Origin of the sequence: Komagataeibacter xylinus, assembly GCF_004302915.1 — a bacterium.
GTDB classification, from domain to species: Bacteria; Pseudomonadota; Alphaproteobacteria; order Acetobacterales; family Acetobacteraceae; genus Komagataeibacter; species Komagataeibacter xylinus_C.
The window spans coordinates 79,832-100,121 of record NZ_QQBI01000009.1; the positions used below are offsets into that span (position 1 = coordinate 79,832).

Annotated in this window: 19 protein-coding genes and 1 riboswitch; of the genes, 11 read left to right on the forward strand and 8 right to left on the reverse strand. The window is 64.3% G+C overall.

Features of this window, described 5'->3' with window-relative positions:
* Positions 1–3 precede the first annotated feature (3 nt).
* A complete protein-coding gene (locus DV027_RS07960) occupies positions 4–2,139 on the reverse strand; it encodes a beta-N-acetylhexosaminidase (RefSeq protein ID WP_130731335.1) in 2,136 nt (711 codons plus the stop codon).
* A gap of 44 nt (positions 2,140–2,183) precedes the next feature.
* Between DV027_RS07960 and DV027_RS07965 the strand changes: the two genes are divergently transcribed.
* From DV027_RS07965 to DV027_RS07990, 6 genes are all read left to right on the forward strand, one after another.
* Positions 2,184–2,462 carry a hypothetical protein gene (locus DV027_RS07965; protein ID WP_130731336.1) on the forward strand — a complete coding sequence of 93 codons (279 nt, stop codon included), beginning with the start codon at positions 2,184–2,186 and terminating at the stop codon, positions 2,460–2,462.
* 250 nt (positions 2,463–2,712) lie between these two features.
* Complete coding sequence (locus DV027_RS07970) at positions 2,713–4,074, forward strand: aminotransferase-like domain-containing protein (protein ID WP_130731337.1); 1,362 nt, start codon at positions 2,713–2,715, stop codon at positions 4,072–4,074.
* A 78-nt stretch (positions 4,075–4,152) separates the two neighbouring features.
* Entirely contained in the window at positions 4,153–4,449 is a 297-nt protein-coding gene (locus DV027_RS07975; RefSeq protein WP_130731338.1) for a putative quinol monooxygenase, read from the forward strand.
* A gap of 34 nt (positions 4,450–4,483) precedes the next feature.
* Positions 4,484–5,611 (forward strand): arabinose transporter, encoded by a 1,128-nt coding sequence (locus tag DV027_RS07980; RefSeq protein WP_408884458.1) that lies wholly within the window; start codon positions 4,484–4,486, stop codon positions 5,609–5,611.
* A 1-nt stretch (position 5,612) separates the two neighbouring features.
* Positions 5,613–6,821, forward strand: a complete 1,209-nt coding sequence (locus tag DV027_RS07985) for a Tm-1-like ATP-binding domain-containing protein (protein ID WP_130731340.1) — start codon at positions 5,613–5,615, stop codon at positions 6,819–6,821.
* Positions 6,821–7,651 (forward strand): phosphoenolpyruvate hydrolase family protein, encoded by an 831-nt coding sequence (locus DV027_RS07990; RefSeq protein WP_130731341.1) that lies wholly within the window; start codon positions 6,821–6,823, stop codon positions 7,649–7,651. Before DV027_RS07985 ends, DV027_RS07990 begins: the two co-directional genes overlap by 1 nt.
* 82 nt (positions 7,652–7,733) lie before the next feature.
* On the opposite strand, the gene DV027_RS07995 is transcribed toward DV027_RS07990, so the two are convergent.
* Complete coding sequence (locus DV027_RS07995; protein ID WP_130731342.1) at positions 7,734–8,711, reverse strand: hypothetical protein; 978 nt, start codon at positions 8,709–8,711, stop codon at positions 7,734–7,736.
* A gap of 280 nt (positions 8,712–8,991) precedes the next feature.
* Here DV027_RS07995 and DV027_RS08000 point away from each other — a divergent pair, with 280 nt between their 5' ends.
* The 5 genes from DV027_RS08000 to DV027_RS08020 all read left to right on the forward strand — a co-directional run bounded on the left by DV027_RS08000 (position 8,992) and on the right by DV027_RS08020 (position 13,557).
* Entirely contained in the window at positions 8,992–9,534 is a 543-nt protein-coding gene (locus DV027_RS08000; RefSeq protein ID WP_130731343.1) for a Dps family protein, read from the forward strand.
* A gap of 364 nt (positions 9,535–9,898) precedes the next feature.
* Positions 9,899–10,843 carry a 2-hydroxyacid dehydrogenase gene (locus tag DV027_RS08005; protein ID WP_130731344.1) on the forward strand — a complete coding sequence of 315 codons (945 nt, stop codon included), beginning with the start codon at positions 9,899–9,901 and terminating at the stop codon, positions 10,841–10,843.
* Positions 10,844–11,007: 164 nt separating this feature from the next.
* A riboswitch (Fluoride riboswitch) is annotated at positions 11,008–11,087 on the forward strand.
* Positions 11,088–11,198: 111 nt separating this feature from the next.
* On the forward strand, positions 11,199–12,548 hold the full coding sequence (locus tag DV027_RS08010; protein ID WP_130731345.1) for a voltage-gated chloride channel family protein: 1,350 nt from the start codon (positions 11,199–11,201) through the stop codon (positions 12,546–12,548).
* A gap of 14 nt (positions 12,549–12,562) precedes the next feature.
* On the forward strand, positions 12,563–13,015 hold the full coding sequence (locus DV027_RS08015; protein WP_130731346.1) for a hypothetical protein: 453 nt from the start codon (positions 12,563–12,565) through the stop codon (positions 13,013–13,015).
* On the forward strand, positions 13,012–13,557 hold the full coding sequence (locus DV027_RS08020) for a DUF4232 domain-containing protein (protein WP_130731347.1): 546 nt from the start codon (positions 13,012–13,014) through the stop codon (positions 13,555–13,557). The genes DV027_RS08015 and DV027_RS08020 overlap by 4 nt, the downstream gene beginning before the upstream one ends.
* Before the next feature lie 176 nt (positions 13,558–13,733).
* Here the strand turns inward: DV027_RS08020 and DV027_RS08025 are convergent, their stop codons facing one another.
* The 6 genes from DV027_RS08025 to DV027_RS08050 form a co-directional block, all read right to left on the reverse strand.
* Positions 13,734–14,504, reverse strand: a complete 771-nt coding sequence (locus tag DV027_RS08025; RefSeq protein ID WP_130731348.1) for a glucose 1-dehydrogenase — start codon at positions 14,502–14,504, stop codon at positions 13,734–13,736.
* 233 nt (positions 14,505–14,737) lie between these two features.
* Positions 14,738–15,637, reverse strand: a complete 900-nt coding sequence (gene rfbA / locus DV027_RS08030; RefSeq protein ID WP_130731349.1) for a glucose-1-phosphate thymidylyltransferase RfbA — start codon at positions 15,635–15,637, stop codon at positions 14,738–14,740.
* Positions 15,634–16,710, reverse strand: a complete 1,077-nt coding sequence (gene rfbB, locus DV027_RS08035; RefSeq protein WP_130731350.1) for a dTDP-glucose 4,6-dehydratase — start codon at positions 16,708–16,710, stop codon at positions 15,634–15,636. The genes rfbA and rfbB overlap by 4 nt, the downstream gene beginning before the upstream one ends.
* Positions 16,711–16,910: 200 nt before the next feature.
* Complete coding sequence (locus tag DV027_RS08040) at positions 16,911–18,062, reverse strand: acyltransferase family protein (RefSeq protein ID WP_130731351.1); 1,152 nt, start codon at positions 18,060–18,062, stop codon at positions 16,911–16,913.
* A 198-nt stretch (positions 18,063–18,260) separates the two neighbouring features.
* On the reverse strand, positions 18,261–18,851 hold the full coding sequence (locus DV027_RS08045; RefSeq protein WP_130731352.1) for a polysaccharide biosynthesis/export family protein: 591 nt from the start codon (positions 18,849–18,851) through the stop codon (positions 18,261–18,263).
* 59 nt (positions 18,852–18,910) lie between these two features.
* Complete coding sequence (locus DV027_RS08050) at positions 18,911–20,287, reverse strand: outer membrane beta-barrel protein (RefSeq protein ID WP_130731353.1); 1,377 nt, start codon at positions 20,285–20,287, stop codon at positions 18,911–18,913.
* Positions 20,288–20,290 lie beyond the last annotated feature (3 nt).

The following is a 20,290-nucleotide window of genomic DNA, read 5'->3' on the forward strand; positions in this document are numbered from 1 at the left end:
TTTTTACATATGCCCCTGCACAAGGCCTGCAATACCGGGCGTAATGGCCTGGAGCAGGTCGCCTGCCGGCTGCGCACTTGTGCGCACCGCCAGCATCGATGCCGAGGCGGCGAACTGGGCCTGCGCCGTCTGGAGCACCGCTTGCACCTGCACCTGATGCGCGGCCAGCGTGCCATCGAGCGCATACAGCCCCACTGAAGCCAGTTCCGCAAGCTGGCCCGATGCAGGCAGGGCCTCGCGCAGGGCCGGGCGGGTCGCCACGACCTGGCGCAGGCGCGTATCGTTATCGCGCCAGGTTTCCAGCCGGGCGCGCAGGCCGGGCGCAAGGTCATGCTGGCCGCCTACATAGGCGGCCACGTCGCGCGTGAAGGCGGCGGCCTGAAAACTGTCGGGCGTAGCCATATCAGCCACCCGGTCCAGCGCCGGCGGGGTGGATGTGGCGGCGACGTGGCTCGGGCCAAATACATGGTTGAGCGCATAATTGCGCACCGGAGTGGTCACGGCCAGCAGGGTGGCAAGCGGGGCAATGCCATCAGGGGCGAGGCGCGCCATCATGCGGTGGCGGTCGGTTGCGGCGCGGTTGCCCAGCATGTCCAGCTCCGCCTGCACCACGGGCAGGCGGCGGGCCAATGCATCCTCATCACGCACGGCGGCGGGCGACCAGAAGCGCTCGGCCAGGGCTGCCGCGCGCGGCCACAGGCGGGCATCGAGCATCTCCTCGCTCACGATCTCGGTCCATAACGCCGCCTCAGCCCCCATCACCAGCCCATCCTGCGCCGTGGTCATGGAGGCGGCGGGATCGAGGGCAAAGGGCGCAAGCGCCGGTGCGTGGGCTGCCGCCACCTGATCGGGCGGCAGCCCATTGCCCAGCGGGTCCAGCGGGTCAACACGGTAATACGCAGCCGCAGGCAGCAGCAGGTCAAGATAATACCCAGCCGAGACCACGACCGGATGCCCCGCCGCCGTGGCCTGCGCCGTATAGCGCGAGCCACGCCACGGCTCGATCACGATGCCGGGGGAAGCTGGCGCATCAAGCAGTTCATCCCAGCCCATCATGGTCTTGCCCTCATGCGCCACGATGGCCTGCACGCGGCGGGTAAAGGCGGCCTGCAGGGCCGTGGCGCCGGCATAGCCATGCTGCTGCATGAAAGCGGTGATGCGGGGGTTTGCCGTCCATTCATCAGGCCGCACCTCATCACCGCCCACATGAAAATAGGCATCAGGGAACAGGGCCGCCATTTCATGGTAGAGCCGGGCCAGAAACACATAGGTATCGGGGTTTGTGGGGTCGAATGCGGCACGCACCACCCGTTTGGGGTCGAGCGGGGCCGTGACGGGCTGGGCGGCATATTGCGGATAGGCCAGCAGCATGGCGTAGCTGTGGCCCGGCGCATCGAATTCCGGCACGATGCGGATGCCGCGATCAGCAGCAGAGGCCACAAGGTCGCGCACCTGCTGCTGGGTATAGTATTGCCCGTGCGACGCCACCTGCTGCAGGCGCGGATAGACCCGGCTTTCCACCCGGAAGCCCTGCCCGTCAGACAGATGCAGGTGCAGCACGTTGAGCTTGGTCAGTTCCATCATGTCGAGCTGCCGCTCAAGGGCCTCAGGCGACATGAAATGGCGGCTGACATCCACCATCAGGCCGCGCCATGCAAAGCGCGGGCTGTCATCAATCTCGGCCCCGTCCAGCGCCGGCCCCGCCGCCCCGGGTTCAACGAGTTGCAGCAGCGTGGCCAGCCCGCGCAGCACGCCCGCCGGGCCATCGGCCACCAGCGTCGCGCCATCGGCGCCGGTGCGCAGCTGGTAGTGCTCGCGCATGCGAACCGACAGCATATCCGGGTCGGCATGCTGGCAGTTGATGCGCAGCACCAGCCCCGGAGGCATGCCTGCCACCGCCGGGCGTGCGCTCAGGGCGGCCAGGCGCTGTTCGAAACGCGCCACCGCGCGCTCCAGCAGGGGCGAGCGCACGCCCTGCCACTGCACCTGCACCCCGCCCGCAAGCAGCAGGCCGCCGCCCTGCGGCTGGTACTGCACGGGCTGCGGCATCAGCGCCGGGGCGGGGAACGCAGGCGTGCAGGCCATGCCTGCGCAGAGCCCAACCATGGCAAAGGGGCGGATACGGCGGGGAAAGCGCATGATGAACATCATTCCGTTAAAGGCACCCCGCATCGTGCCCCATCATGCAGCACGACCCAACCCCCGTGCGCCAGACGGACCACCGCACCGCCTATAGCGGGCATAACGCGGCATTAAAATATTATATGTGCGATAATTACAGAAGGTGCATTGGCAATCCTCATCGGGGCCATCCGCCGCGCCGCCCGCACGCGCCTCTCGGCAGCGTGGCATACGGACTGACCATCACCTGCGGCACCAGTCTCGCGCCCGGCATCAATGACCCCACCAATACCCGTTCAGCCCCATGCACGCGCAAAACCCCGGCATGCCCACCGCCATGACCTGCAGCGGCCGCGCCGTCATCCCCCGTTCGCCCCTCGGGCCCTCCGGCATGGTCCAAAGCCGCTTTTTCGCGCCGCTGCCAGCAGTCCTCCCGCATCGCACCGGGCAAGGACGTGGGGGCACCAGCCGCATCATATTGACCGCGTCATATCGGGTGCCAAAAAGTGGCGCGCGCCAAGCACCGGTTCCGCCCCCTGCCCCGACCTGCTATGGCTGGGCCACCCCAACAGGATTCAGATCTGTCACGCCATGCGCCTGCGCTCCCCATGGCAGCCGCGCCTGCCCGCAGGCGACGGCTCCCCCGCCGAACGGCTGGCCGATGCCCTGGCCGGTGACATCCTTGGCGGCCGACTGCAATCAGGCGACCGCCTGCCCGCGCACCGCCCGCTGGCCTGGCAGCTTGGCATCGGCATTGGCAGCGTTACGCGGGCTTATGCCACACTTGAGCGCCGCGGGCTGGTGCGCAGCGTGCGCGGGCGGGGCACCTTTATCGCCGCCAGCCCCAACGGCACGGGGCCGGTTCTTGACCTTTCGGCCAACATGCCGCCGCCCATGTTCAGCGACCGCGCACTGGCCCGCACGCTGGCCCGCCTTGCCCGTTCGGTTGATCCGGCGCTGTTCAATGTCTATCCGCCCGTGGCGGGCCATATCGAGCACCGGCGCATCATGGCCCACTGGCTGGCCGAACTCGGCGTGGCGTTATCGCCCGACCAGTTGCTGCTGACCAGCGGGGCGCAGCAGGCCCTTGGCGTGGCCCTGACCGCCGCGCGCAGGACCGCCCCCATCATGCTGACCGAGGCCCTGACCTATCCCGGCATGCTCACCCTCGCCCGGCAGGCGGGCATGGATGTGCAGGGCCTGCCAATGGATACGCAGGGCCTGTTGCCCGAAGCGCTGGCGCACGCCCTGCGCCAGCATACACCCGGGCGCTGCCTGCTCTATGTCACGCCCACCATGCACAACCCCACCACCGCCACCATGGGCACGGAGCGTAGGCACGCCATCACCCACCTGTGCCGCCGCCATGATGCGCTGATTATTGAAGATGATGTCTATGACTGCGTGCAGGATGCCACGCTGCCCCCGCTGGTAACGCTGGCGCCGGAGCGGACCTTTTATGTCAGCAGCCTGTCAAAGACCCTCAGCCCCGGCCTGCGCATTGGCGCACTGGCCCCGCCACAGGGGTTCATGCAGGCGGCCCGTGAGGCGCTGCTCAGCGCATCGCTCATGATCGCGCCACTCTCCTATGCCATGATGGCGCAGTGGATGCTTGATGGCACGGCGGCCTCCGTGCGGCAGTCGCTGCGTGGCGAGGCGGGACGACGCCGCGCACTGGCCCGGTCCGTGCTTGGCCCGCACCTTGCGCCACCACCCTATGATGCCTTTCATGCGTGGATGTCCATGCCCCTGGCCCGCGCGCAGTGGTTCGGGGCGGAGGCTGCGAAACAGGGCGTGACAGTGAGCCTGCCCCAGCCCTTCATGACCTGCGCGGATGCCAATGCCCAGGCGGGCATCCGCCTGTGCCTTGGCCCGACACCCCTGCCCGCCCTGCGCGAGGCGCTGCACCGGCTGCGCCATGTGCTTGATGGCATGGACAATAGTGTCACGTGACACTTTCTTCGTGGAAGAAAAGTGTCACACCACCCTATGCTCGCCACACCATGCAACACATCTGGCGAGGATATTGTCATGACAGCGCAGCCCATCACGGTCATTGCAACGCTCCGCATCCTGCCGGAGCACGAAACGGCGGCGCTTGAGGCCATCCGCCATTGCGTGGCGCTGTCGCGGCAGGAAGCGGCCAACCTGTCCTACCAGTGCCACCGTGACATCAACGACCCGGCCGTTTTCGTGTTTGTCGAGCGCTGGGCCAGCCCCGAGGCCCTCGTGGCCCATGAACAGACACCGCACTTCCAGGCCATGAAGGCCGTGTTCGCCACGGCACTGGCCGCGCCGCTGCAGGTACATATTACCCGTGAACTCTGAGGCCGCATCACTGCGCCACCTTGGTCGCCTCGCCATGGCGCTGTTCCTGGCCTACATGGCCGTGGCCCTGCCGCTCGCCGCCATTCCGGTGGCCGTGCTGCACTGGCCGGGTTACGGCAACGGACTGGCGGGGCTTGCCGTGGGCATTGCCTTCTTTTCCACCATTCTCAGCCGCAACCATGCAGGCCAGATGGCGGATACGAAAGGCGGCCGGCCATGCATGCGCACGGGGCTGATGGTGTATGGGGCCGCCAGCCTGATCTGCGCCCTCGCCGCCCTGCCCGGCCTGCACGCCGGCGCACGCTACGCCGTCCTGATCGCGGGCAGGCTCCTGCTGGGCGTGGGCGAAAGCCTGACCATCGTGGGCATGCTGGGCTGGGGCATCGGCCTGGTGGGGCAGGCGCGCGCGGGCCGCGTGCTGGCCTGGACGGGGGCGGCCATGTACGGCGCCTTTGCCGTGGGCGGCCCGATCGGTCTGGCGCTGTACCAGCAGGCGGGGCTGGGCGTGCTCATGGGCCTCTCCGCCCTGCTGCCGCTGGCAGGACTGGCGCTGGTACACACCATACCCGCCACCCCGACGCATGCGGGTGGCAGGCCACCATTCTGGCACGTTCTGGGCACAATCCTCTGGCTGGGCATGGCGGTGGCCCTTCAGGGCGTGGGCTTTGCCGCACTGGGCGCGTTCCTGCCGCTGCGCTTCATCCACGCCCACTGGCCCGGCGCCGGGCTGGGGCTGACCTGTTTTGGCACGGCCTTCGTGGCCGGGCGCTTTGTGTGCGGGCACTTGCCTGACCGGATTGGCGGGCTGCGGGTGGCGCTGCTCTCGCTGGTGGTCGAGGCCGCGGGTCAATACCTGCTCTGGGCCGCTCCCTCGCCCATGCTGGCGCTGGCGGGCGCGTTGCTGACCGGGGCGGGGTGCTCCATGGTGTTCCCCGCCCTTGGGGTCGAGGTGGTGCGGCTGGTGGCGCCTGCCATGCGGGCCACGGCACTGGGCGGCTTCGCGGCGTTTCAGGACCTGGCCTATGGAGCCACCGGCCCGCTGGCGGGGCTGCTGGCTGACCGGTGTGGCTACGCGGTCGTGTTCGGGCTGGGCGGGGCGTGCGCCACGCTGGGCGCGGGCATTGTGCTTGCCCTGCTGGCCCGCCAGCGCGCGGAGGCATGACATGAATTCAAGCCATGTTTACATTCTGGGCACCTGCGACACCAAGCAGGCCGAACTGACCTATCTGCGCCAGACCCTGCGCGAGAGCGGGGTACCCGCGCTGATTGTCGATATCGGCACGCGGCAGGCGGGGCACGTGGCCGATATCAGCGCCCGCATGGTCGCGCGCTGCCACCCGAAGGGGGAAGGCTACGTTTTCTGTGGTGACCGGGGGCGGGCCATAGCGGCCATGGCCGAGGCGCTGTGTGTATTTTTGCGCGCGCGTACCGATATGCGTGGCGTGCTGGCCATTGGGGGCTCGGGCGGCACGGCGCTGGTGTCGCCTGCCCTGCAGGCGCTGCCCATCGGCCTGCCCAAGCTGGTGGTCTCGACCGTGGCCTCGGGCAATACCGCGCCCTATGTGGGGGGCGCCGACATTGCCATGCTCTATCCCGTTACGGACATGGAGGGGCTCAACCGCATCTCGCGCGTGGTGCTGGGCAATGCGGCCCACGCCATGGCGGGCATGGCGCGCACCCCCTGCCGCCCCGTGCCCGACCCGCGCCCCGCCATCGGCCTGAGCATGTTTGGCGTGACCACACCCTGCGTGGAGCAGGTGGTGCACCAGCTTTCCAGCCGGTTCGACTGCCTTGTGTTCCATGCCACGGGCACCGGCGGCCGCGCCATGGAGCGGCTGGCCGATGACGGGATGATCAGCGGCTTCATCGATACGACACTGACCGAATTCTGCGATTACGTGGCAGGCGGCATCTTTGCGTGCGATGCCGACCGGCTTGGCGCCGTCATCCGCACGGGGCTGCCTTACGTGGGCAGTTGCGGCGGGCTGGACATGGTCAATTTCGGGGTCCGCGCCAGCGTGCCCGCCCATTACAAGGGCCGCGTGTTTGTGGAGCATAACCCCCAGATCACGCTGATGCGCACGAATGAAGCGGAATGCCGGGCAATGGGCCACATGATTGGCCACCAGCTCAACCGCTGCCCCGGCGAAGTGCGCTTTCTCTACCCCGAGGGCGGTTTTTCCATGCTCGACCAGCCCGGCGGCCCGTTTCATGACCCTGCCGCCGATGAAGCCTTTTATGCAGCGCTGGCCGAAACACTGGAGCAGACCCCGCGCCGCAGGCTGATCCGCCTTCCCCACGCGATCAATGACCCGGCTTTTGCCGCGGCACTGGCGCATGAATTTTTACATCTTTATGGAGACCAGCACTGATGCCCCGTATTCCCCGTAGCGAGATCCTCGCCCGCTTTCGCAGCATGATCGCCGCGCGCACGCCCATCGTGGGCGGTGGCGCGGGCACCGGCCTGTCCGCCAAATGCGAGGCGGCAGGCGGCATCGACCTGATCGTCATCTATAATTCCGGGCGGTACCGCATGGCGGGCCGTGGCTCGCTGGCCGGGCTTCTGGCCTATGGCAACGCCAACCAGATCGTGATGGACATGGCGCGCGAGGTGCTGCCCGTGGTGCCCACCACCCCCGTGCTGGCCGGCGTGAACGGCACCGACCCGTTCGTGGATTTTGATGTGTTCCTTGATGATGTGAAGCGGGTCGGGTTTTCGGGCATCCAGAACTTTCCCACCGTGGGGCTGATTGACGGCAATTTCCGCAAGAACCTTGAGGAAACCGGCATGAGCTACAGCCTTGAGGTGGATGTGGTCGCCCGCGCCCACAAAAAGGACCTGCTGACCACGCCCTACGTGTTCGATCCCGCCCAGGCGGTGGACATGGCGAAAGCGGGTGCTGACGTGCTGGTGGCCCATATGGGGCTGACCACAGGGGGCGCCATCGGCGCGGAGACGGCGCTGACGCTGGATGATTGCATTACGCAGATCAACGCGATCATCGATGCCGCGCGCGGCGTGCGCCCCGACATCATCACGCTATGCCATGGCGGGCCGATCGCCATGCCGGCCGATGCGCAGAAAGTGCTCTCCGCCTGCCCGGACTGCCACGGCTTTTATGGTGCCTCAAGCATGGAGCGCCTGCCGGTTGAGGTCGCGCTGACCGAGCAGACCCGCAATTTCAAGGCCCTGACACGCTGATCGCGTCGCGATTTATCCTGCTGGCGGGGCGCATCGGGCCTCGGGCCTTCATGCCGCCCCCTGCCCGCAGGCGGGCGCAGGCTCAGGGGCAGCGCCGGGGCACGTAAGAGACCACGCGGTCAAGCAGGATATCCATCTCGGGCTTCAGAATGGGGTCGATGCAGGTCGCCACATAGGCGCGTGCGCGCTGCTTTATGGTGTTGGCGGCACGCAGGTTGATGGCCAGCATGTCGCTCTCCTCGATCAGGTCGGCCACGGTCATACGCCGCTGGAAGGCGGTCTGCGCCAGGGTGAAGGCCAGGCGGTCGGTCACGGTTTTCATTTCCGCGCGGCCAAAGGCCGACTGGCAGTTGGAAAGCTGCGCCTGAGCCTGCGCATAAAGCTGGATGAGCGGCAGCTTGCGGCTGCGATGAAAATGCTGCTGGTGCCATGTGCGCGCCCACATATGCTCGCGCTGCGCGGTCTCGAATTCATGCATGTCCGTGCTGTTATCGCAAACGAGCGCATGCACCGCGCGCGCCGCAAGCCACGCGGAGGCAAAATCAGGGTAGGCCTGGCCGTTCCACAAAGGCTCGGCCCCATGCGAACCGGTGGCAAACCGGAACGCCCGCTGCCCGTCCACGCCATATAAAATGGAAATGGTAGGATCGCTCCGCGGGTCATGCCCCAGTATGAAGATGTGGCCGCCATCACCCGCATGCATGTAACGCTGCGCGGTAAAGACATCGAGCAGGCTTTCATCATTCACGCTGCGTTCGGCATGGTTCTTGACGTAGGTGAGGAACAGCGGGTTGTTCACCCCCGTGACCCCGCGCGGACAGAAATCAAACCGCCACCACCGCGACAGCTTGATGAGATGGAACGCCAGCGCATTGCGCAGCCGGGTCAGCGCGGGCGTGGCCTCGCCGCCATCGCACAATGCCTGCACATCACGGAAGCGCCGGGCCAGCACATTGGCCTGCCGGGCAAAGGGGTAATGGGGGTCAAAGTAATGCAGCAGCTGGTCAGGGGTGGAGTGGTCAAGGTGCCAGTCGGCCGTGCAGCCTGTTGTCTCGCTCATGGCATGATCCCTGCGGGAAAGGAAAGGGGCGGCATCGCCGGAACGTGGTGGCGATGCCGCATGAGTTTTCACGGCCCTGTGCTGGGAAATCGACGGTTGGGAAAACTGCCTGATAACGCCGTGAGTAAGTGAATTGATAATGCAAACGCATATCAATTGCAATACACAAACGGCAGGCATGAACCCTGCCACCCCCCATGCGTTGGGGCGCAGGGGCGCTGACGCAGCACTTGCGGCAGCGCAGCGTTCATGTCCGACCCGATGACAGACCACGGAGATCATGATGACAGACAAGGCAGTTGCAGCAGGTGCCGCCCATGTGCAGACCTATCTCGGCACGCCGACCGACCTCGCGCACGAGGCGGTGCGTGACATCGCGGCAGGGCTGAAGGCGGTCCTGGCCGATGTTTTCGCGCTTTATATCAAGACCAAGAACTTCCACTGGCATATGAGCGGCCGCCATTTCCGCGATTATCACCTGCTGCTGGATGAGCAGAGCAGCCAGATCTTCGCCATGACCGACCCCTTGGCCGAGCGCGCGCGCAAGATCGGTGGCAACACCCTGCATTCGGTGGGCGAGATCGCGCGCCTGACCAGGGTGGCCGATAACGATGCTGAATACGTGACCCCCGAGGACATGCTGTCTGAACTGCGCGAGGATAACCTGGCCCTGACCGCGCGCCTGCGCGCCGTGCATGCCGTGTGCGACGAAGGCAATGACGTGGCGACAGCCAGCCTGATTGAAAACTGGATTGACGAGACCGAGCGCCGCACATGGTTCCTGTTCGAATCAACCCGCCCGGCCTTTGGCGCGAATAGCTGACGGGCCTGCGCCCCGTATTGCGTGGCAGGCGGTGCCGGCAGGCACGGCCTGCCTGCGGCCAGAACAAACCCGGGATTACCGGTATCCCTGATGGCGCAGGCACATGCTCCCGGATCGCTGGTTTATCGACAGTACACAGCCGAACTGGCTGACGTGCCGCCCTGCCCTCCCTCCCCCGATCATCCTGCATGCATACCCTGCGCGATGACATCGCCCCCGGCTTCATGGCGCGCCACGAGCAGATGCGCCGAGGGGTCGCCCGTTATGGCAGGGTGTGGTGGCAACTCATTGCATGACCATGCCACCTGGCCGTAAATCTCTCATGACGGCCTGAAGGGCTGCAGGACACGGAATGGGAGAAGAAATGCCAAGGCTTGTCATCAGCTCGGACGGACCCGCGGCCATGCCCGCATGGCGCGCGGCCTTTGGGCACGTCGCCCCCGACCTGCCCCTTGCCGCATGGCATGACCCGGCGCTGAAAATCACGGCTGACGATTATGCGCTGGTATGGGACCCCACGGCAGATGATCTCGCGCGCATGGGGGGCATGCGGGCCATCATCTGCACCGGGGCCGGGGTCAATCACCTGCTCGACAACCCGGCCTTTCCGCACCATGTGCCCCTCGTGCGCATGGGGGGCGAGCAGACAGCAGCCCTGATGGCCGATTACGTGTTGTGGGCGACACTCGGCCTGCTGCGTGAGGCGCGGACATGGGCGGTGCAGCAAAATGCGCATCACTGGCATAACCCGCGCACCAGCATGCGCACCAGCAGCCAGACCCGTGTTGGCATGATGGGCATGGGCCATCTGGGCGCCCATGTGGGCCGCGTGCTGCGACAGGTCGGCTTTCAGGTTTCGGGCTGGCGGCGTTCGGCGCAGAGAGTGCCGGGCATCCGCACCTTTGCCGGGCCGGAGGGGCTGCCTGATTTTTTGCGCGAGGTGGATATTCTGGTCAACCTGCTGCCCAGCACGCCGCAGACACGCGGCATGATCGATTACGCCCTGCTGGCGCAACTGCCGCGCGGGGCGGGATTGGTCAATGTGGGGCGTGGCGACCATGTGGTGCAGGCCGACCTGCTCCGCGCGCTTGATGAGGGCGTGCTCGGCGGCGCGGTGCTTGATGTGGTGGTGCCCGAACCCCTGCCGCCCGATGATCCGTTATGGCGCCATGAGCGCGTGACCATTACCCCGCATGTGGCCTCCGAAGCCTCGCGGGAGGCACAGGCGCGTTATGTGGTGGAAGTGATCGGGCAGATGGAGCGCAACGAGCGGCCCGCCCTGCTGTGCGACCCCCGGCGGGGATACTGAAGCCGCAGGCCAGAAAAAGATGGCCGGGAAATAATAAAAGATTCTGGGGCGCCTCCCCTTCCCCCGGAAAGGAGGCGTTCTCCTGAAACTTTTCATGATGGGGAGCCGCCCTGCCGGGCCACATATTTCCACGGTTGACCCTTACGCCAATACGGGCTTTTTTAGATCAACACGGCAATGGATTCTGCCGGACCATGCTGGTCGAACCGCTGCCCGCAAGGGCGCTGATGATTCCTGCCCACTGCCTTTACGGCAACAAGGGGAGGAATCCGTGTAGCGTTTCGCACAGCCATGATCCACGGCCAGCCAGGCTGGCCTGCCAGTCCATCCTGAATGCCGGGTTTACCGAAATACCATGAATATTGCTGTATTGGCGCGGGCTGTGGCCCGCCAGTCCGGGGGCCTGCTCAAATGGGCCAGCCTGCTGCTGCCCATGGCGGCCTGCGTGGGCACGTTGTGCGCCCTGTTCCTGTGGCTGCTCGACCGGGCGGCGCAGACACGCCTGCTGCACCCGTGGCTGCTTTACGCCCTGCCGGTGGCGGGTGTTGCCGTGGGGCTGCTCTATCACGTTTTTGGTCGCGCGGCGGAAGGGGGCAACAACCTGATCGTGGACCAGATTCACGAACCCGGCGGCGGCGTGCCGCTGCGCATGGCACCGCTGGTGCTGGTGGGCACGGTGGTCAGCCACCTGTTCGGGGCATCGGTGGGGCGTGAAGGCACGGCGGTGCAGATGGGCGGCAGCATTGCCAGCGCGGTGGGCCGCGCATGGCGCCTGACCAACCCGTATGAAATCCGGGTCCTGCTCATGTCCGGCATTGCGGCGGGGTTTTCCGCCGTGTTCGGCACGCCGGTGGCGGGTGCGGTGTTCGGCATGGAAGTGATCCGGGTCGGGCGCATCGATTATGATGCCCTGGTGCCCGTGGCCGTAAGCGCCATCCTGGCAGACTGGACATGCCATGCATGGGGCATGGAACATGTGCCCTATCATCTGGCCTTTCAGGGCTATGCGGGGGTGGATGGGCATTTTTTCCATGCCGACCTTCTGCTTTTGGGCAAGGTCATGGTGGCGGCGGTCGCCTTCGGGCTGGCCAGCCTGGTATTTGCGGAATCAGTGCACCGGCTGGCAGGTTACCTGCGCCAGCTCTGCCCGATTGCATGGCTGCGGCCCGCACTGGGCGGCATCGCGACCATAGCGCTGGTATGGCTGTGCGGCTCGCATGACTATCTGGGGCTGGGCATTGTGGCACCCGAGGCGGGCGGCGCATCGATTACCGATTTTTTTGGTAGCGGGCATTATCCGCTGGCATGGGCATGGAAGCTGGTCTTTACGGTGGTCGTGCTGGCCGCTGGCTTCAAGGGGGGCGAGGTCACGCCGCTCTTCTTCATCGGGGCGGGTCTGGGCAATGCGCTGGCCCCGTTGCTGCACGCCCCGGCGGACCTGCTGGCGGGGGTGGGGTTTGTCGCGGTCTTTGCGGGGGCTGCCAATACGCCGCTGGCCTGCATGCTCATGGGGGTGGAACTGTTCGGCACGGCGGATATCGTCTATTTCGCCACGGGCTGTTTCGTGGCCTATATGTGCTCGGGCCATTCGGGCATCTACCTGTCCCAGCGCGTCGCGGTGCCCAAGCGGCATGAGGCAGGCAGCATGACTGGCCTGGCGCTGCGCCAGGCACGGCTTGGGCGGCCTCCGGGCGGGCAGTCATGAACAGGATCATGAACATGAACACGATGCGCGGCCTCCTCTCCATCGGGCTGGGCCTGCTGGCCATGCTGCGCCCGGCCTGTGGCGCGCCTGCCATGCCCGGCCCCTCTGCCGCCGAAAAACGGATCATCGACCGGCATATCGGCCGGATTGCCGACCCCGCCACGCGCCGCGCCGTGCAGGGGCAGGACATGGCGTGGCAGATGACCACTTTCCTGTGCCAGGATGCCGCGCGGGCGGTGCTGGTGCGCATGGGTGGCCTGCCGCACCGTTTTTTTCTGCAGGATGCGGCAACTGGCAGCCAGGTCGTGACCAGTCCCGCGCTGGTGTCAGGCCGGGGGCAGTTTTTGCGGGCCGGAAACGCAATTCAGTGGGTGGGTTTTACGTGGAACTGCCATCTTGATCCCGACACCGGGCATGTGCTGCGTTTTGATGCACAACCCACCGGACCGATAAGGCCCGGCCCATGAACCGTCATCATGCCGCCCTACTGGCCGCCATGCTGGTGGGCCTGTCAGCACATGCACAGGCGCGCGCCCTGTCAGCCTGCACGGCCCGGCATATGACCATGACCCTTGATGATGGGCAGGGCGCGTTCAATGGCATGATGCACAGCGGCACATGGCTTGTGCTGCGCAACAAGGGGGCGCGGGCCTGTTCCCTTGCCAGCATGGGGTCGCTATCGTTCGAAGATGGCCGGAACCATTCCATTCCCGTGACATGGCAGCAGGCCGTGCCGCCACCTGCCATCGCACTGCCTGCGGGTGGCGAGGTGACAACGGCCCTCCGCTGGGTTTCGGGCGATGTGTTCGACCCTGGCACGTGCATCACGCCCGCAACGCTCGTGCTGACCCTGCGGCATGGGCGGGTGCGCCATGCTTTTGCCCATGCCCTGTGCGCTCCGGCCCAGCGCCCCCCGATGCTTGAGCAGCAGCCATGGACCGTGGGGCCGCCGGGACAGGGTCAGGCTCACGGCTCATTTCCCGAGCCAGAAGCCCATCCGCACTCGTAAAGTCACTGATCGGCCCTGCAGGGATTGCGCCGCTGCCCATCATTTCCCCCACAGGCTCAGGATCCTGCGGGGGCACGTTACAAGAACCGTCACGGTTCATTCAAAATACACCCTGTTAAATTCAGAACATTAACATATGAGTGTTATTTAAAAGACCCATCGATGGAAATTGTTATTTACTGGGCTGTATAGCCGCCATCAATAACCAGTTCGCTGCCGGTCATGAACTTTGATTCGTCCGATGCAAGGAACACGATACCGTAGGCAATGTCATCGGGCTCGCCCAGGTGGCCCAGCGGGTGCAGGTCAACCAGCTTCTGCCGGGCGGCAAGCTGGTCCGGGGTCGCGGCGGTCAGGCCCTGCACCATGGGGGTCCAGATATAGCCGGGATGAACGGAGTTGACGCGGATCTTGTAGCCCGATTTGGCGCAGTGTAGCGCAGCTGATTTGGTAAAAAGCCGCACGCCGCCCTTGCTGGCATTATAGGCCGCAAGCGTGGGGTCGCCCACCAGCCCCTCGATGGAGGACAGGTTGATGATCGACCCGCCGCCATGCGGCTTCATGGCCTCGATGGCGTAGCGCGTGCCTAAAAACACACCATCGAGATTGACCGACTGCACGCGCCGCCACTCCTCAAGGCTGGTCTGCTCGACCGTGCCGGTATAGGCGATGCCCGCATTGTTGACCGCAATGTCCAGCCGCCCGAACCGGGCCTGCACGGCGGCCATGGCCTGCTGCCAGCTTGCCTCCTCGGTTACGTTGAGTGTCGTGAACATTGCCTCGCCACCCGCGGCTTCAATCTCGGCCACCACGGCCTCGCCTTCGGTTTCCTTGAGGTCGCCAATGATAACCTTTGCCCCCTCGCGGGCCAGAAGCTGGGCGGTGGCCCGGCCAATGCCAAGTGCTGCCCCGCTGACAAGGGCGACTTTTCCCGATACGCGTCCCATGAATACTCTCCTGCTTCGATGAACCCGTGCGCAGGCGCCGCAGAAATCGAACCGCCCTGGCCGCCAGGTTTTTCTTACCCTGCCGTATCTGCCCTTACGCCTCAATGATACGCGTCAGGCTCCTTTAAATATGAACGATGCCCTGAACAGCCAGCCCAAAAGAATGCCGCCTTTTTTTGAAAAAGGCGGCATCATGAAACTTTCATACTTATGATGGTAGGCCTGCCCAGGCATTACCCCTCGCCATGGGCAATGGCCATGAGCGCCTTGCCAAGCTCCGTCTTGATCATGCGCTTGGCATAGGCTTCAAGCCCTGCGGCATCAATGAACCCCATGCGAAAGGCCACCTCATGCGGCGAGCCTACCAGCAGCCCCTGGCGGGACTGGATGGTCTGCACGAACTGCCCGGCCTGCATCAGGCTGTCGGGCATGCCGGCATCAAGCCACGCACAGCCGCGACCGAGGCGCTGCACATGCAGCTCATCCGATTGCAGGTAAAGGCGATTGAGGTCGGTAATTTCCAGTTCGCCACGCGGCGAGGGCTTGAGGCTGCGCGCATACTCACGTACCCGGCCATCATAAAAATACAGCCCTGTTACTGCCCAGTTTGATTTGGGTTCGGTGGGTTTTTCAACAATATCGATTGCATGCCCGTCCTCGCCAAAACTCACCACGCCATAACGCTCGGGGTCACGCACCTGATAGGCAAAGACGGTGGCCCCGCTTGGCCGGGTGGCGGCGGCACGCATCTGCTTGCCCAGATGGTCGGCAAAGATCAGGTTATCACCCAGAATAAGCCCGCACGGCGAATCATCCAGCCAGTCATCGGCAATGACAAAAGCCTGGGCAATGCCATCGGGCGTGGGCTGCTCGCGGTAGGTGAAGGTGACCCCCATATCCGCGCCATCGCCCAGCAGGCGGCGGAACAGCGGCAGGTCGGCCGGGGTGGAAATGATCATGATATCGCGTATCCCCGCCAGCATGAGCGTGGAAAGCGGGTAGAAGATCATCGGCTTGTCATAGACCGGCAGCAACTGCTTGCTTACCGCCAGCGTCATGGGGTGCAGGCGCGTGCCCGATCCGCCTGCCAGAAGAATGCCCTTGGTCGGCTTTGCGCTACCGTGTCCGCTCATGCTGCTGTTCCCATCTTGTCACCTGTCTGCCCAAGGCGCTGGCCATCGTAGCGGGCGGCGCGGATGCCCTCCCACCAGGCGCGGTTATCGAGGTACCACTGCACCGTGCGGCGGATACCGTGCTCAAAATCATGCTTCGCCCGCCACTCAAGCGCCTGCTCAGCATGGGTGGGGTCGATCTCGTAACGGAAGTCATGGCCCGGGCGGTCATGCACATGCCGGATCAGGCGCGCATGCGGGCCGGCAAGGTCGGGGCGCAGTTCATCAAGAATGGTGCAGATCGCTTCGACCACCTGCATGTTGGTGCGGGGCTGGCGGGCGCCGATGGCATAGGTCTCGCCAGGCTGGCCGCGCTCGACCGCGCGGACCAGCGCTTCGGCATGGTCCTCGACAAACAGCCAGTCGCGCACGTTCTGCCCGCTGCCATAAACCGGCAGTTCACGCCCTTCGATGGCGTTGATGGTCACCAGCGGGATCAGCTTTTCGGGGAAGTGCCACGGGCCATAATTGTTCGTGGTGTTGGTGACAAAGGTGGGCAGGCCATAGGTATGGTACCATGCCCGCACCAGATGGTCGGATGACGCCTTGGAGGCGGAATACGGGCTGCGCGGGTCGTAGGGCGTATGCTCGTTGAACGGCGGATCACCCATCTCGAGCGCGCCAAAGACTTCATCGGTCGAGATGTGGTGAAAGCGGAAGGCCTTGCGGCGGGCCTCGTCCTGCTTCACCCACCACCGCCTTGCTGCCTCGAGCAGGGTATAGGTGCCTACGATGTTCGTGCTGACAAACGTGCCCGGCCCATCAATGGAGCGGTCGACATGACTTTCGGCGGCAAGGTGCATGACCGCATCGGGCGCGAACTGCTCGAACACCCGGTCCATGGCCTGATGGTCGGTAATATTGGCGACTTCCAGCCGGTAACGACCGCTGTCGGCGGCATCTTCCGTTGCCTTTATACTTGCGGCATAGGTCAGGGCATCCACATTGAGGATCTCATGCGTGGTGTGCCGGACCAGATGCCGCACGACTGCTGAACCGATAAATCCGCAGCCTCCCGTTATCAATATACGCATTGCCTATTCCTTTTCCTTGCCGCGTGCACTGGTGCGGGCACCGCACGCGACAGGCCAATTATTTCGCGTGGACATGCCAGATGAAAATATTGGCAATCATATCAAAACCGTCATAACTTAACGCCGTAGTTAAAGATGCCTATATGTCATAAATATGAACAAACTTTCTTCGCCTGTTCAGATTTTGACCGCATGCCCGATCAGGCCATATGCCGTGCGGCCACCATCGCATCACGCGCATCGATGCGCTGCATGATGCGCCGCCCAAGGCGCTGCGATGGCCGCTCGACCAGATGGTAACAGACCACGCCCACCAGCAGGCACAGCGCGAAAATGGCCACCACCGCCACAAGCCCCGCGGCAAGGTCCAGCTGCCGCAGCCACGGCCCCATGCACCAGGCCAGGATGCCGATGATGAGGTAATGCGTCAGGTAAAACGAAAATGATATGCGCCCCAGCCACACCACCGGCGCCGAGGCCAGCACGGCATTGACCACGCCGCGCTGGTAGGCGAGGCCGAACACCAGCGCAGTAAACCCGAACACGTCACACACCGGCACGACCGGAAAGAACAGGGTCAGGGCAATGAACCCCACGGCCCCCAGCGTAAGGGCCGCCGCATAACGCTCCGTGCTGTCAGGTGCGAGGTGATAGACGCGGTACAGCACGACCCCGGCTGCAAAACAGAAGAACATGCGAATGGCGCCAAACGTGCCCGTGGGGTTGTTGTTGGCATGGTGCGCGGCAAACAGGATCACCACCAGTGCGGCCAGGCTTGCCACGCACAGGGCCACGGCACTGCGCACGGATGTGATGCGCATCGCCATCATGGCCAGCATGGGGAACAGGATATAGCCCAGCACTTCCGCGCTCAGCGTCCATGATACGATATTCCACTCACCCAGTTTCAGCACTGTCCAGCTCTGCACCAGCAGCAGCGTCTGTACAAAGCCGGGCCAGGACAGGTTATGCGCCCTGTAGGCAAAGGCGGGGTCGGTATAGGCGCGCTGCATGGCCACGTAACCTGGCGCAAACAGCACCAGTGGCACGATGGCCAGCAGCACGACCGTATTGAGCGGATAGACGCGGAAGAAACGGACAATAAAAAAATCCCGTATCACGCGCCATGTCGGCATGCGGAACTGCGCCTCATGCACATGCATGAGAATGAAGCCCGACAGAACGAAGAACAGGTCAACGCCCCGAAAGCCGTTGAATAGGAAAAGCGACTGCAACAGCCATGGCATATGCAGTATATCGGCAGCCAGACCATAGAAATGGGTGGTGAAAACCCATAGCGCCGCAACACCACGCACTCCTGTCAGGCTGGGGATGGAACGGGCCCTGGGCATGTGATTCCCCCTTCAGAGATTGCCTGAACAACAACTCATAAACATAAAAACAATAAAAGTTTCCGGATGCCGCCTTTATATTACAATAAAACAACACACCCTGAAGCCATCAGGCACAGGCTTCACCAAAAACTGACTTATGCTGGCGCGATGCTTCCGGGCTCCTTGCGCGGCAAGCCCGGAAGCACCCTGCACGGACTAGAAGAACCGCTCTTCAATGGTCACGACATCACCGGGCAGCAGCACCGTCTCGCGTGAGATGCGGCCTTCATGCGCGGGGGTATCGAGGTCTTCATGGCGCACATCGGTCGCATGCCCGGTCACGGCGCGGTAGGTAAAGCCACCCGCAAGGGCCACGGCGGTAAGCATGGTCATGCCCGGCTGGTAGGGATACTGGCCGGGATGATTGACCTCGCCAAGGATGTAGATCGGCCTGTACTGCGCAATCTCGACCGAAACGCTGGGCTGGTACAGAATCCCCTTCTTGGCCAGGTCGGCGGCAATGCGCTGCGCCAGCGCCCCCGGCGCCGAGCCCGATGCCGGCACGGCGCCGAGCAGCGGAAAGTCGATATTGCCGTTGTCACTCACCGTAAAAGTATTGCTCAACTGCGGGTCATTATAGGTGATGACACGCACTTGGTCGCCCGGCCCGAGGTGATAGGCCCGGCCATCCACCGGGGCAAAGGACTGTTCCTGCCCCGATGCGCATGAGCCGAGCGCCAGCAGGGCCGTGGCACCGATTGCGTGCAGTATTCCAGGCCGACACGTTTTCCGTATCATTGCAAACATGGCCACTCCCAAATCATTCAATGCTGTTTTCCTCTTTCCGGGTGGGGCCATGTGGCCCCTTAGCCGGAGATGGAAAAACCCAATAGTACCGTATTGCTCGTAAACGTCGAAAGACGCCCCGGGATGTTCAGGTAATTCACGTTTCCGCCCGATGTGGCGTTATTGACATAGTTATAGGTAAGTGAGGCACGCACATGGCGATCGATGTTCCAGAACACTGTTCCGCCAAAATGAATCTGTTTTTGCAGGCGGCTGCCCTCAAGGCTCGCCACGGCCGAGCCCTCCGTCTGCTGGCTGGACTGCGAGCTGCTTTCCCCGAACTCGCCATAGGCACGCACGAACACATTGTGCCGCAGTTCATGGTCCCATTGCAGCCGCACGTCGGTAATGACCTGGTTGCGGGCGAAAGGCGTTTCGGGGTCGCTGATATGGCGGGCCGCGGTCAGGGTCACGGTATCGATACGGCGCGGCATCCACGCCACGTTGGCCTCGAAGGTAGGCGTGCTGACCGAGGGGCTATAGCCATTCTTGAAGCTGCGCGTCTCGCCACCGACAAGCAGCCGGTACTGCCACACCTGCCCGCGGCGGAAGTCAACACCCACAAACCCCGCCCCATCGGCGTAGTTGTTGGTCGACGCCTGGACCGCCTGGTCGAACTGCGCGGCCGATCCGCGCAGCACGGCAACAAGCGCATCCCCGCGCGAGAACTCGTAGCGCGAGGTCAGCGATCCGGTCTCGACCTTGTGGCTGATTGAATCGTAATCGATCGAAATCGGCCCCGGCGCCGTGCCGAACGAGAAATCCTGATAGTCGAATGCCGGGATCAGGCTGAAGCGCCCGAACACCTTGGTATAGCTCAGCCGCCCATCATTGACCTGGTAGGGCACGGGATAGACCACCCCGTACACGCCCAGATTGGTGGCCGAAAGGTGGTACTGATAGTGCGAGAACGCAGCGCTGAGCGTGTCATGGCCCAGGTTAAGCGACCCGCCGATGCTGCCATGCCAGTTGGTGTAGCTGGCGATGGACTGGGTAGGGTAGCGGTGGTCATCCATCCCCACCGAGGCCCCGAGCGCATGCCGCCGCCAGCGTGAACTGGCGCTGACATTGGCCGATGTCTGCACCGCCGGGCTGCCGGAGCCGGGAATGCCCAGCGTATTGGTGTTGTAACCCACGTTCTCTGATGCGCTGGGCCTGAGCAGCCAGCTCCCCATGCCGATGCCATCGCTCTGCTGGCCCATCATCTGGTGGGTCACGACCGAGCCGGTCAGGTCGGTGGAATAACCCGGCACATCGGAGGGAAAAAGCTGCTGGATCAGCTGGGCATGGGCCGCATGCGCATGCAGCCCTACCCCCAGCGCCACCATGCTCCCCACCGACCCATACCGCAGGCCACGCCGCACCCCGCCGCGACCACGCAACCGCACTACCTTCATACC

Bases quoted from the DNA above. Each gene is read 5' to 3' on its own strand.
- DV027_RS07980 (WP_408884458.1), top strand. From the start codon at position 4,484: ATGGCGCTGTTCCTGGCCTACATGGCCGTGGCCCTGCCGCTCGCCGCC.
- DV027_RS08050 (WP_130731353.1), bottom strand. From the start codon at position 20,287: ATGAAGGTAGTGCGGTTGCGTGGTCGCGGCGGGGTGCGGCGTGGCCTG.
- rfbA (WP_130731349.1), bottom strand. From the start codon at position 15,637: ATGAGCGGACACGGTAGCGCAAAGCCGACCAAGGGCATTCTTCTGGCA.
- DV027_RS08005 (WP_130731344.1), top strand. From the start codon at position 9,899: ATGCCAAGGCTTGTCATCAGCTCGGACGGACCCGCGGCCATGCCCGCA.
- DV027_RS07960 (WP_130731335.1), bottom strand. From the start codon at position 2,139: ATGCGCTTTCCCCGCCGTATCCGCCCCTTTGCCATGGTTGGGCTCTGC.
- DV027_RS08020 (WP_130731347.1), top strand. From the start codon at position 13,012: ATGAACCGTCATCATGCCGCCCTACTGGCCGCCATGCTGGTGGGCCTG.
- DV027_RS07985 (WP_130731340.1), top strand. From the start codon at position 5,613: ATGAATTCAAGCCATGTTTACATTCTGGGCACCTGCGACACCAAGCAG.
- DV027_RS08025 (WP_130731348.1), bottom strand. From the start codon at position 14,504: ATGGGACGCGTATCGGGAAAAGTCGCCCTTGTCAGCGGGGCAGCACTT.
- DV027_RS07990 (WP_130731341.1), top strand. From the start codon at position 6,821: ATGCCCCGTATTCCCCGTAGCGAGATCCTCGCCCGCTTTCGCAGCATG.
- DV027_RS08040 (WP_130731351.1), bottom strand. From the start codon at position 18,062: ATGCCCAGGGCCCGTTCCATCCCCAGCCTGACAGGAGTGCGTGGTGTT.
- rfbB (WP_130731350.1), bottom strand. From the start codon at position 16,710: ATGCGTATATTGATAACGGGAGGCTGCGGATTTATCGGTTCAGCAGTC.
- DV027_RS07965 (WP_130731336.1), top strand. From the start codon at position 2,184: ATGCAGCACGACCCAACCCCCGTGCGCCAGACGGACCACCGCACCGCC.
- DV027_RS07975 (WP_130731338.1), top strand. From the start codon at position 4,153: ATGACAGCGCAGCCCATCACGGTCATTGCAACGCTCCGCATCCTGCCG.
- DV027_RS08015 (WP_130731346.1), top strand. From the start codon at position 12,563: ATGAACACGATGCGCGGCCTCCTCTCCATCGGGCTGGGCCTGCTGGCC.
- DV027_RS07995 (WP_130731342.1), bottom strand. From the start codon at position 8,711: ATGAGCGAGACAACAGGCTGCACGGCCGACTGGCACCTTGACCACTCC.
- DV027_RS07970 (WP_130731337.1), top strand. From the start codon at position 2,713: ATGCGCCTGCGCTCCCCATGGCAGCCGCGCCTGCCCGCAGGCGACGGC.
- DV027_RS08010 (WP_130731345.1), top strand. From the start codon at position 11,199: ATGAATATTGCTGTATTGGCGCGGGCTGTGGCCCGCCAGTCCGGGGGC.
- DV027_RS08045 (WP_130731352.1), bottom strand. From the start codon at position 18,851: ATGTTTGCAATGATACGGAAAACGTGTCGGCCTGGAATACTGCACGCA.
- DV027_RS08000 (WP_130731343.1), top strand. From the start codon at position 8,992: ATGATGACAGACAAGGCAGTTGCAGCAGGTGCCGCCCATGTGCAGACC.